This window comes from Mucilaginibacter sp. 3215 (assembly GCF_050433785.1).
Lineage (GTDB): Bacteria > Bacteroidota > Bacteroidia > Sphingobacteriales > Sphingobacteriaceae > Mucilaginibacter.
Window position 1 is genome coordinate 240,998 of sequence record NZ_JBNPWO010000001.1, and the last position, 12,285, is coordinate 253,282.

Sequence of the window (12,285 nt, forward strand, 5' to 3'; positions counted from 1 at the left end):
TAAAGGAGGGACAAAACTATAAATTAAAGGGGAGAGAAAATTGTATTCAGGCTGTTCAGCTGTTTTTAAGACAGCCTGATGTTTCTCTTTCCGAACTTTGCACCATTGATATTTAATTTACGGGAGGTTTTTCAAACTCGTTTAAGCGATAGGAGACCTGGAAATTTGCCCGGTGTTTTCTGATAAATTCTGATGGATTGACGCCGAATTGTTTGTGAAATTGTTCCCTGAAATATTTGATATCGCTGATACCTACCTGTATTGCCGCCTCATTGATATTACAATTGGTTTGGATCAGGAGCTCGGCGGCTTTACGCAGGCGAACAAACCTGATAAAGTTGTTGATAGACTGACCGGTAGTGCTTTTGATCCTTTTAAATAATGTTGGATAACTAATGCCGACTGCATCGGCAAGGGCATAAACATCAAAATTGTCGCTGTTGAAATTTTGCTCAATAACAGCACTACAGTTGTTGAGCAGGTCTTTATTTTCCCGCGAAATATTAATGGCTATGTTTTCCTTCGTAACCTCCTTATAAAAATATTGCTGAAGTTTTGTTTTATTCCTCAATACACTTTTAACCCTTGCTGTGAGCAATTCTTTATCAAATGGTTTTCGCAAAAAGTCTATTGCACCTTGTTCAAGGCTTTTAACCATAATATCGGGTGTGGTATCGCCGGTGAGCAAAATAACCGGGATGTGCTTTATGGCCGCATCATCCATAATCATTTTACATAAATCCAACCCGTTTATTCCGTCCATTAGGATATCGCTGATGATCAGATCTGGTATATATTTTTTAATCAGCTCAAGACCCGCTGCTCCGTCTTTTGCTTCAAGGACTAAATAGTCGGCAAAAAATATTTTTTTGATATATGTCCTGATCTGTTCATTATCGTCAATAACAACCAGGGTATGCTTTTCCTGGCTAAACAGTTCAAGCTTCTGCAATTTGGTATTTTCTTCAACCAGGTCTTTACTGCCATGATCTATAAGGTCATTTACAAAATTATAGTCAGGAGCTGTTACAATATTTATCTCCTCTGCCGAAAAGTGTTTTATTCCTTTTGATAGCTTTAAGGTAAAGGTTGTTCCGCCATTTTTATTATTTAAATAGTTTATCGTGCCCTTATGGCAATCAATAAATACTTTAACCAGGTACAAACCGATACCGAAACCCTTTTTAAAGTAATTATTATCCTTTACCTGGTAGAATTTATCAAACAGTTTATCGCCGGTTTCGGTATTTATACCAACGCCATTATCCGTTATTTTAAAGTAAACATGTGTGTCATCTTCTTCCACAAAAATCTTGATGGTGCCATAATCTGGTGTAAACTTAACCGCGTTCGAAATAAGGTTAAACAATGAGATCTCTATTTTTTCGACATCGGCAAATACCGTAATATTCCTGCTGGTTGTTTCAATGTTAAAATTCAGGTTTTTGATTTTAGCCTGATGTGCAAAGCACGAAAATACCTCTTCGCATACCCGCACAAAATTTATCTCACTTATATTTAACTGCGCGTTTTCGCTTTCAGTTTTGCGGAACAGCAGGAGGTGATCTATCAATCCTAATAAGCGCCGGGCATTCCTATATACCGTATTTAGCTCGTCCGAATGGCTTTTATTTTTGTCCAGCAGATCTTTGATAGGATTAATGATCAGCGTAAGCGGCGTTCTGAACTCGTGCGAAACATTGGTAAAAAAAGCGAGCTTCTTTTCATTCAGTTCTTTTTCCTTTTCAACCTTTAAGTTAGCCAGGTTAATTTCAAATTTAAGCTTTGCCTGTTTTACCCGGTATAGGAAATAAAGGTATATTACCCCAAAGATAATAACCAGGTATACTACGTAGGCCCACAATGTTCTGTACCATGGCGGAAACACAATAACTTTAACACTGATCTGTTTCGGCATCCAATTTCCCCGGGTGTCTGTAGCTTTGACCCTTAGCCTGTAACTGCCTTCATTTAAATGAGTGTAATATGCAGATTTGGTCTTGCCCACATAGTTCCACCCATGATCCCATCCTTCAAGATAATAAGCATATTCAATTTTATCCGGAAACGAATATTCGAGTGCTGTGTAATGAATGGTAAGCGCAGCCTGTTCATAATTAAGCCGGATTGTTTTAAGATCCGCTACAGATTGATTTTTGAGCAATTCGCTGGAGCCATCAGTTTCTGAATTGTCAATTTTCAGGCCGGTTATGCGAAGATCGGGCCTATGGTCTGCTACCTGTATGCTGTCTGGATTAAAAATGTTATATCCATTAATCCCTCCAAAGGCCATATCGCCCGATTGAAGCCGGATAGCTGCGTTGTAATTAAATTGGAGGCTTTGCAAACCGTCAGAAACAATATAATTTGTAAACTTATTTTTTGCCGGGGAAAACCTGCTTAAACCATTGTAAGTACTGCACCATAGGTTTTCTTTATTGTCGATAAGGATGTTGAGGATTGAATTACCCGGCAAACCATTAACCTTGGTATACCTCACACGGCTCATATCAGGAAGGTTGAATTTTAGCAATCCACCACCCTCAGTTCCAACCCATAAATGGTTTGAATTATCTGCCGCGATGGTTCTGATGCCATAACCCACATTAAAAAAATGATGAGCCTTCTTAACGGTATCTATTTTAATGAGCCGGGTGTAATTACCTGCCCATAAGTTTCCATTACTGTCTTCAAATATAGCGTGTATGTTAACCAGGTCTTCATCGAATAGTTCAAAGCGGTCATTTTTTCGGTTATAAAGATATAATGGGCCGCCCCTGGTAGTACCTGCCCATAAATGGTGCCTGGAATCTTCAAAAAGTTTCCATAGGTTTCTATCGGTTGTTTGAGTTAATGTATTATAGCAGTTGTAATGCTTGAATTTGCCGGTAGTTTTGCTAAATTGGTCAATACCACCGTTGAAAGAAGCCACCCATATTTTATTATCGAAGGTTTTAAGTATGCTCACGATAAAATCGGTACTCAAGCCCCCACCGGTTGATGCATGAGTATAACCGGTGTATAAATTATTTTTTATGTCCCAGTAAGAAAGCCCGCCGCCATCGGTGCCTATCCATAGGTTATGTTTTTCATCTTCACAAAATGAAAGAATGAAATTGTTGATCACGCTGTTTTTATTGAAGGGATCATTGTTAAAAAGTGCAAACGGCTTTTTAAAGTTGTCTACAACGCTAACCCCGCCGCGCAGGGTTGCTATCCACTTTCTTGATTCCCTGTCATGATAAATCGCGGTAACAGCCCCGCTGCGCAATGAACCTGCTTTGTTACCATTGGTAATAAAAGTGAGTTTGCCACTATCTGTATTTAAAATATTGATGCCGCCACCGTCGGTAGCTATCCAGATATTACCTTTTTCGTCGAGAGTTAAATTGGATATGTTATCGCTGGTAAGTTTATCAATAGCCTGGTGAAACCTCTTGATAGCTCGTGTTTTACTGTTAAATATAAACAAGCCGTTTTCGGTGCCTATCCAAAGGTTGCCCACTTTATCTGCAAGCAGGCAACTGGCACTGTTAAGTTGAGTATTCATGATATTTATACGCCCGGATTTTGGATCATATAAACCCAGCCCCCGGTTTTTTACAAATACCCAAACACCTGCCCGGGTTGGATATAATGCTTTTACGCTATAATTATATTGGTTGGTAAGCCCCGTTTGCAGGTAAAGTTTCCTGGTTTTGTCATATCTCAATAACCCCAGCTCATCCGTTCCTATATATATACTACTGTCCTTATCGGTTACAATAACATTTATATTTGAAGTTATTTTTAACCGGCGCCCGCTGTTGTGCTCCCGGAAATATTCCGGATAAAAATAAGAGTCGGGGTAATTATAAAAAACAAGCCCGCGTTGTGTGCCTATCAATATTTTGTTACCAACACCATTTAAGGCACTTATATGATTGTATGGGAGGGATTTGTTGTTGTTCCACTCGTTTCTGTAGACTTTAAATTCATCGCTGTCATATCGGTTTAAGCCATCATAAGTGCCCATCCACATAAAACCATATTGATCCTGGTAGAGAGATGTAACCGCATTATTAGATAGTCCGTTTTCGATACCAAGATACTGCACGGGCTGTCCGGCTGTGAAACCAAAAACATTTAGGTAAACGAAAAGGAACAGGAAACTAAAGTATATTTTCGGATTTAAGACGTTATTTATCCTACTATGCATTATAAATTATTAGTTAATAATTGGTAAGTAAAAATATCAAATTGATTTACAAAAGTGTCTTGTTTTTTAATCCAAGTGATAATGTTACAAAGCAAGGGCAGGGGTAGTGTTCATGGTGCTGTTTTGAGTATATGTCTATAGTTAATTGCTCTATACTACCAGATAGTTTTCTGTATCTTGATTTTTACAGGCAATTTATTTTACCCCCTTAAATTTAGGGCTTTACCCCCTTTTTTTCTAAGTCTATTATTGCATTTTTGATCAGCAGCCAGTTAAACCTATATAGCAATCTGCTTTTTTATTTTTCGGGCAGTAAACTAATAGTTAGATAATAAAAAAATATGTCATGATAAAGCGTGGACTCATTCTTTCAACACTGAGTGTTTTATTTTTAATAAGCCTGTCCATATTACTGGCGTTTAAACGCCCGGATCCAAAATTGAAAGTTAAGTGGGAACAGCTTTTTAACGGAAAGGATTTAACGGATTGGACTGTTAAAATCAGGAAACATCAATTAAATGAAAATTTTGGTAACACCTTCAGGGTTGTTGATCATAAGATCCAGGTAAGTTATGATCAATATGAAAAATTTGATGACCAGTTTGGGCACTTGTTTTACAAAAAGCCTTTTTCTTATTACCTGATAGGGGTAGAGTATCGTTTCACAGGTAACCAGGTAAAAGGTGGCCCCGGATGGGCGTTCCGCAACAGCGGAATTATGATACACGGGCAGGATCCTAAAACTATGAAGGTAGACCAGGATTTTCCAATATCCATTGAGGTTCAGTTGTTGGGCGGCAATGGTAAAGATAAACGGCCGACCGCGAACGTGTGCACCCCCGGTACACAATACGTTTTAAATAACTCGGTAGTTAAAAGTCATTGCCTGGATTCAAAATCGGAAACCTTTCATGGCGATCAGTGGGTTAGGGTAGAGGCCCTTGTTTTGGGCGATTCGCTGGTGGTACATTATGTAAACGGAGAAGAAGTGTTACGTTATCAGCGCCCGCAACTGGACCCGGTTGGCAGCACAGAGGAAGGTGCGTTGTTGAAAAGCGGTACAATTTCCCTGCAAAGCGAAAGCCATCCTGTTGAGTTTAGGAAAGTTGAGATTGTTAACCTTGAAAAATATGCGCATGATCCTCAGAAATTAGCCGACGTAGTTAAACAGTTAACCGCTGAGAAACGGATTCCTAAACAATAAATAAAATAAAAAGATTAATTTGACTGCCTTTTACCTGTATAATTAAAAAACAACAATGTTAAAGTTATCCTTAACCCTATTTCTCTGTTTATCTTTCTTTTTGACGCTCAAATATTTTACAAATACCCGTAGTAATGAAGCGGGACATGCCAAACCAAGTACTTTGGCTTCAATACGAGGACAAAGTCAATCTAAAAGCGATTCGCTCCATTGGCCAGCTGGCTTTACAATCACCAGGTTTGCCGGACCTGAGCTTACACCAAGCCCCGCTTGTTTAGCTGTGGCAGCCACAGGCGAGGTATTTGTTGGCGTTGATATGATTGGTTCGCTGGGTAAAGATCCCGGGAAAGGGCGGATAGTTAAACTTATCGATAGCGATAATGATGGTAAGTTAGATAAGCATACAGATTTTGCTGATGTTGACGACCCGCGCGGTATACTCATCATGGGCGACCAGGTTTTTGTGCTTCATACAGTTTTTTCGAAAGAAACGCGTAAGGCGACCGGTATGACCCTTGAAGTTTTTGAAGATAAAGATCATGATGGCATTGCTGATGGCCCGCCAAGACCACTCGTCGAGCACCTGAGTAATGCTCACATGCTGGTTGAACGCGGAACAGACCATGCTACCAATGGTATCCGTATGGGGATTGATGGATGGATCTACATAGCTGTTGGCGATTTCGGCTTTCATGATGCCACCGACCGGGATGGTAAAAAACTGACTATGCTTGGCGGCGGCATCATAAGGGTAAGGCCTAATGGCAAAGAAATGGAGGTTTATACCCACGGTACCCGCAATATTTATGATGTTGCTATAGATCCGTACATGAATGTATTTACACGCGATAATACTAATGATGGCGGCGGCTGGAACATCCGTTTCTCGCATCATATTCAATCGGGCGAATATGGTTACCCCTTGTTATTTCAGCATTTTACAGATGAGATTCTGCCCGCCCTGGTTGATTTGGGCGGCGGCTCAGGCACAGGTTCGCTGTTTATGGATGAACCTACCTGGCCCGAAAAATATAACCATCTACCTATGACGGCCGACTGGGGACGGAGCGAACTTTATATAAATAGGGTAAAACCAGATGGTGCCAGTTTTAAACAAACTGAAGAACCATTTATTGAATTACCTCAGATCACCGATCTGGATGTTGATGGTTCGGGGCGGCTCTATCTTTCGGCCTGGGATGGTGCGGGATATTCTGGCAGTGCATCAAAGGGTTATGTTATCAGGGCCATACCTAACGGATGGAGCTATAAAGCATTTCCTGATGTTAAAACGCTGGCCGTAGCTGATTTGGCCAATATGTTAAAATCAGAAAGCGCGGTGGCAAGATTAAATGCCTCACAGGAACTTATTACCAGGCCGGCCGACGAAAGCGGTAAGGCAGCCTTTGCCATAGCATCGGATGCGGGTGTTGCTTTATATGCACGGGTGGCTGCTCTTTTTACTTACGGACAAATTGCCCGGGAGAGCGGAATAGCTAACCTTGCACAACTAACGCAGGATAATGCTCTGAGGGAATTTGCATTACGAGCCTTAACAGACAGGAAAGAAGGGATAGCACAAGTACCAATAGCTCCTTTCTTGAACGGGCTGAAAGATCCGTCTCCGCGCGTGAAAGCTGCGGCGATTATAGGTTTGGGTCGTCTTGGCCGTTTAGAAGCCGCTCCTGAATTACTTAAAACACAAGTTCCTGCAAGTTTTTCGGCACCTGCTAAAAATACCGAAGGGCCGCACGCCACGCCAAATTCGGCCATAATATTGCCCCATCTGGCTGTGAGGGCACTTGTAAGCATGAATGCGGTTGATGCATGCGTTGGTGCAATTGGAACTACCAATTCAACATTAGCATTATGGGCATTGAGGTATATGTACGATACTAAAGCGGTAAATGGTTTGATTGTTGCTTATCCCAAAATCAAAGATGTAAAAACAAAGAAACAAATATTGGTAACCCTGGCACGCCTTTATAAGCAGGAAGCTCCCTATGATGCATCCTGGTGGTGGGGAACCCGGCCCGATTCACATGGCCCAATTTATAAGGGTATAACCTGGGGAGGCTCGGCTCGTATCGAGAAGTTCCTGACGCTTGAACGAAGCAAAGCAGGCACTGCGGGCAAACAATTTTATGCTGATCTGAATGAGCGCCACCAAATGGGAATTACAGCTTTTGGCGGCGAGGAAAAAAGTGTTCCAACAAAAGAGGTCAAAGTGGATTTGTCAAAGATCCTGAATAAAAAAGGGCAAATCGGTAATTCATCTATTGAAGACGTGATGTTAATGTTAGCCAAAGTTAAAGGAGATCCAAAGAAAGGAAAGGCACTCTTTACGCAGCAAGGTTGTGTAGCCTGCCATAGCCTTACCCGCGGCGAAAAATTAAAAGGGCCGTTTATGGGACAGATCGGGTCTATCATGAACCGCCAGCAAATCGCCGAATCCATCTTAAAACCCAGCGCTTCTATTTCGCAGGGATTTGCTACTGTGATGATTACAGCTAAAGGCAATAAAAATTATATGGGATTTATTACAGATGAGTCTGCTCAAAAAATAGTGATGAGAAACATTACCGGAGATGTATTTACCATTAAATCCAGCGATGTGCTTACCAGGAAGGAATTGAAAACATCTATGATGCCTGTAGGTCTTGCCAATGCATTATCATATGATGAATTTGCCTCACTGGTTACTTTTCTATCTCAGCAAAAAAATTAAAAAGATGAGGGAGAATTATGAAGGTGTTTGAAAACCAGTGGTCATAAAGTATCTTCGTATTTAATTAGCCGGCAATTTGCTTCTTATTTAGCAGGTTGCCGACTCAAATTTAAATCTCAACTATGCAACACAAAGCTATATCGCTCAGGCCGTTCATCGGCGCTAAAGATTTTGAAATATCGCTAAGTTTTTATCGCGACCTGGGATTTGAAGAAGTTGTATTGAGTGCAGATATGTCGGTATTTAAAACAGGGCAGCTCGCCTTTTATCTGCAAAAAGCATATGTTAAAGATTGGATAGATAATACCATGCTGTTTTTGGAGGTTGATGATGTCGCCCGCTACTGGGATGAGCTGTTAGCTTTAGATTTACCTTCGAAATATGCCGGCGTAAGATTAACTCCGATCCGCGTGGAGCAATGGGGGAGGGAATGTTTTTTACACGACCCCTCCGGTATCCTCTGGCATTTCGGTGAATTTTTTAATAAACTTTAGTTCTTATAGCTCCATTGAAGATATTAACGCTTTTTATTCCCCAACCTATTTCATGGTGAACTTCCGACTGATGGGGAATAATGTCAAGTCTGAAAACGACGCGTAACGGTTAAATATCAATGATAGTCCTCCCACTATCTGTTTCACCTTTTGCATAGGATAAAAATATCCCTTTCCCTTTAAACCTGCTTAATTAATCTCGTAGTTTGATGTCATTAATCTGTCAATGAACTTTATGCGAGGATGTTTTAATATCTATTTGCTTGATTTTGTATGGATTACGCCGGATTTAGTTTAAATTAGGTTAAAAGTATCCATATGGAAAACTTCTGGCAGGAAAAAAAGGAATGGCTCAATAAACTGACCCTGGAAGATGCAAAGTTCATATTTGAACAGGCCGAAAAATCATATAACTACACCATAGAAACGGCAAAGGGTATTTACGAGCGATCAAACGGATTATTAACCCTGGTTTCGGGCGTTTTAATTGGTCTTGTGGCTTATGCAATCGGAAAATGGAAGGATACACCTCACCTGGATAGTTTGTTATTTACGGCAATTGTAGGGATCTTTTATTTTTTGATAGTAGGTTTAATGTTTGTACTGCAAGGCTTAACCCCAAGTGAATATCTTTTGCCAGGTACAAATCCCAAAGTATACTTTGATAAGGCATTTTTCCATAAGGATATTGCTGATGATGAAAGGATCCTGAGGTTTTACAAAGTTGAGATCATCAATTACCAGGAACGGATTGAGCAAAACACAAAGAAAAACAATTATAGATGGAATATTTACGTACTTTGTTTACGGGCAATATTTTTTTCGCCCATAGTTATGGGGATAGCTTTTGCTATTGCAACTATAGCTTCCTGACTATTCCGATCCCAGATAATCCGCCTGATCAGATGATGACGGGTCGTTATCATCCCATAAACCAGGTGTACCTATATCCCCTTCCAAATAAGGCTCGCTGTCTTCGGCACAAGGCATGGCCTCATCAAGGTTAATGTCAGACCTGCCCACACGGCCCTTGCCCGATGTTTTGATATCCCATATATCAGGGATATTTCCACTGTCTTCTTCAGGGGTTGGGGTTTCGTCGGGATCTGGAAATTGGCTCATAATCAAATAATTATTGCTAAATAAAGTTAACTTATAATTTGCATAATAGCAAATTGAAATGTATTTCCAGGTTCTTAGAACAGCTTCCTCAGGGTCTGTCGAAAGAGTCCTCTCAATGTTTATCTCACGCGTTCTTTAACGCCGATAAATCGCATTGCAGATCTTTATCCCAATTTCCCGTTTTAGCCGCGGCGTCATAGGTGGATTGCAAAAATTGAAGCAAACTCCGTTCCGGGTCGGCCGATCGGGAAATAACTTCGTAAGTCAATAAAAACTCACCCATTTCCCCGCTGTAAAATGCTTCGGGAGGCGATACCTGCTGTGTGGCAAAATCTTCCGGAGTCGGGTAGCAATATGCGTAAAAAACGGGATGAGGGAAAGCATCCGAGCCCGGCCAAAAGCCGCATGAGCTCACTTCCTGCGAATAAGCTTCCTGCATTACTATCGCGGGCATATTGGGTACGCTGCCCTGGTGTTTTGGTGCAGGCCTACCCGAAAAGCGGGTGACCGCCAGGTCAAATCCTCCCCAAAAGAAATGTACCGGGCTGTTTTTTCCTTGAAACCCGGCCCTGAATTCGGTGAAAACATTGTGGATCCTTACCAGTGCCTGCCAGTAATCATGCATAATGGAAGCATTATAGTTACATGGCGTATGATTTTTGGCAAAAGGAATAGCCGGCTCCACTTCATTCGGCACTGCATATATTTCTACGCCTGCATTAACTGAAGCAATGTTATCCATCAGGGAACTGTAAAAGGCGGACACGCTTCCGGTACCGAGCCCAAACGATCGTTTTTCTCCGGTACTGGTGGATATATTCAGGGTATGACTGATAAAATCAAGATCTATCTGGAAAACGCCGCCCTCAAATGGCATACTTCCGGTAGTTAGACCGGTTGAACTTACATAAAGGGTGACCTGCCATGAATGATTGATCCAGGGCATTTGTTTTAGTCTTACCTTACCAATGATTTGAGTCCACATATGAACACTTGCAAGGGTATCTTTAAGATCATGGTAATCGAGCCTGGGCCAGCGTGTTGTTGTCGGGTTGCTCATAGGTATAATTTGTTGAGTTAAATCGCTTAATCCTAAATTACAAATGTTTTGCGGGATGTTAGCTTTAATTTTCAGTCAAATAAAAATTAAAGCGGACACCTCAATTTTTGCTTCACTGTCACATTTTTATATCATTTGTTCCTGTTAACGGTGAGCTAACATGAGTGGGCTAAGTTGGCTGCCGAAAGTATTACAAAATAAAAAGATCGACAAAATTACTTATGGTACTAAGCACTAACAGGAACATTGGACTGTTAATTAAAACCGGTTTAATAATTATGGTTGCGGGCTGCATCAGCGGTTCGGCGTTGGGGCAATCGGCCCATGTAAATCCCTGGGCTCCCAAACCGCTGGGCACACTGCCGCCGCCGGCCAGTCTCAGTCAGGGTGTCTGGCTTAAAGGCGAGCTGCATATGCACTCCAGGCATAGCAAGGAGTCGTCAAATAATTCAATCAGCAAGATCATTACTTTTTGCAAGTTGGTAGGGATCGATTTCCTGGCTATTACCGATCACGATAATCATGTAGAAGGCGACGTAGCCCACAATACCTGGACTGATCCGGAGTTTAAATCAGATTCGGTATTGCTGCTTTACGCTGCCGAATGGACAACTACCCGCGGCCACGGCAACGCCTTTTCGGCCAGGCCTTATGATCATCAGCAGTTATACGATGTGCGCGATCAGCGCGATACCGTTGTAGGGCGCATAAAGAATAAGCTGGGCATCCACTTATCTGCAAATCACCCGAGTGGTAAGGATCATTTTGGGTATTCATATGATATGGTCAATTCAATTGAAGTATGGAACTCTGCTATCTGGTCAAAAAATGCCAATGCGATCATGATCTGGGATGATATGCTGTCATCGGGCCGAAAGCTAACCGGCAGGGGAGGGAGCGATGCACATCACGGCGTGCCTGTAGGGGACGAAAAACCAGGCCCTAATACTTACCAGGCTAAAGCCAATTATGCAGGAACGCCTACTACCTGGGTATTTGCAACTGCACGTACTAAGCAAGCTGTTATTGACGCCTTAACCAACGGACGGGTATCCATAAGTTCAAACCCATATGCTCCCCGTGTTGAGTTTTATGCTGATTTAAATGGTGATGATAAGATGGATATGATAATGGGCGATAACGTGAAGGCAACCGGAAAGCCGGTTAAATTTAAAGTTCAGTTGACCGGAAACAGCATAAAGGATACCACTTACACCATCAGTGTGGTGAAAAACGGGAATCCGTTTGGCACTTTTAAAATGGAAGGCAAAACGCCAGTGGTTGAATTTACCGATACGCCGGCAATAGCCGGCCGCACTTATTACCGGGTTACGGTTGAAGGGCCATCAACTCCTTACCCGCAGGTGCCGCAATCGGCAGCACTGAGCGGGAATATGGTAGGATTGTCAAACCCGATCTGTTTTAATTTTGATCCGAATTTCTGACAACCGAATATAACAGGGAAAACCGTACACGAGC

The 12,285-nt window shown here is 41.7% G+C and carries 8 protein-coding genes; 5 read left to right on the plus strand and 3 right to left on the minus strand.

Going from position 1 to position 12,285, the window contains the following annotated elements:
- Positions 1-112: 112 nt before the first annotated feature.
- Positions 113-4,198 (minus strand): two-component regulator propeller domain-containing protein, encoded by a 4,086-nt coding sequence (locus tag ABIC84_RS01110; RefSeq protein WP_429262390.1) that lies wholly within the window; start codon positions 4,196-4,198, stop codon positions 113-115.
- Positions 4,199-4,544: 346 nt separating this feature from the next.
- Between ABIC84_RS01110 and ABIC84_RS01115 the strand changes: the two genes are divergently transcribed.
- The 4 genes from ABIC84_RS01115 to ABIC84_RS01130 all read left to right on the plus strand — a co-directional run bounded on the left by ABIC84_RS01115 (position 4,545) and on the right by ABIC84_RS01130 (position 9,497).
- On the plus strand, positions 4,545-5,402 hold the full coding sequence (locus ABIC84_RS01115) for a 3-keto-disaccharide hydrolase (RefSeq protein WP_429262391.1): 858 nt from the start codon (positions 4,545-4,547) through the stop codon (positions 5,400-5,402).
- 163 nt (positions 5,403-5,565) lie between these two features.
- Entirely contained in the window at positions 5,566-8,130 is a 2,565-nt protein-coding gene (locus ABIC84_RS01120; RefSeq protein WP_429262392.1) for a DUF7133 domain-containing protein, read from the plus strand.
- Positions 8,131-8,252: 122 nt separating this feature from the next.
- A complete protein-coding gene (locus ABIC84_RS01125) occupies positions 8,253-8,624 on the plus strand; it encodes a VOC family protein (protein ID WP_426586582.1) in 372 nt (123 codons plus the stop codon).
- Between the two features lie 318 nt (positions 8,625-8,942).
- The gene (locus ABIC84_RS01130) at positions 8,943-9,497 is read left to right on the plus strand and encodes a hypothetical protein (protein ID WP_429262393.1); all 555 of its coding nucleotides are present in this window, start codon (positions 8,943-8,945) and stop codon (positions 9,495-9,497) included.
- On the opposite strand, the gene ABIC84_RS01135 is transcribed toward ABIC84_RS01130, so the two are convergent.
- Both ABIC84_RS01135 and ABIC84_RS01140 read right to left on the minus strand, forming a co-directional pair.
- Positions 9,498-9,746, minus strand: coding sequence for a hypothetical protein (locus tag ABIC84_RS01135; RefSeq protein ID WP_429262394.1), 249 nt, complete (start codon positions 9,744-9,746; stop codon positions 9,498-9,500).
- Between the two features lie 124 nt (positions 9,747-9,870).
- A complete protein-coding gene (locus tag ABIC84_RS01140) occupies positions 9,871-10,806 on the minus strand; it encodes a DUF5996 family protein (protein WP_429262395.1) in 936 nt (311 codons plus the stop codon).
- 221 nt (positions 10,807-11,027) lie between these two features.
- On the opposite strand from ABIC84_RS01140, the gene ABIC84_RS01145 reads away from it, so the two are divergent.
- Positions 11,028-12,251 carry a CehA/McbA family metallohydrolase gene (locus ABIC84_RS01145; RefSeq protein WP_429262396.1) on the plus strand — a complete coding sequence of 408 codons (1,224 nt, stop codon included), beginning with the start codon at positions 11,028-11,030 and terminating at the stop codon, positions 12,249-12,251.
- Positions 12,252-12,285 lie beyond the last annotated feature (34 nt).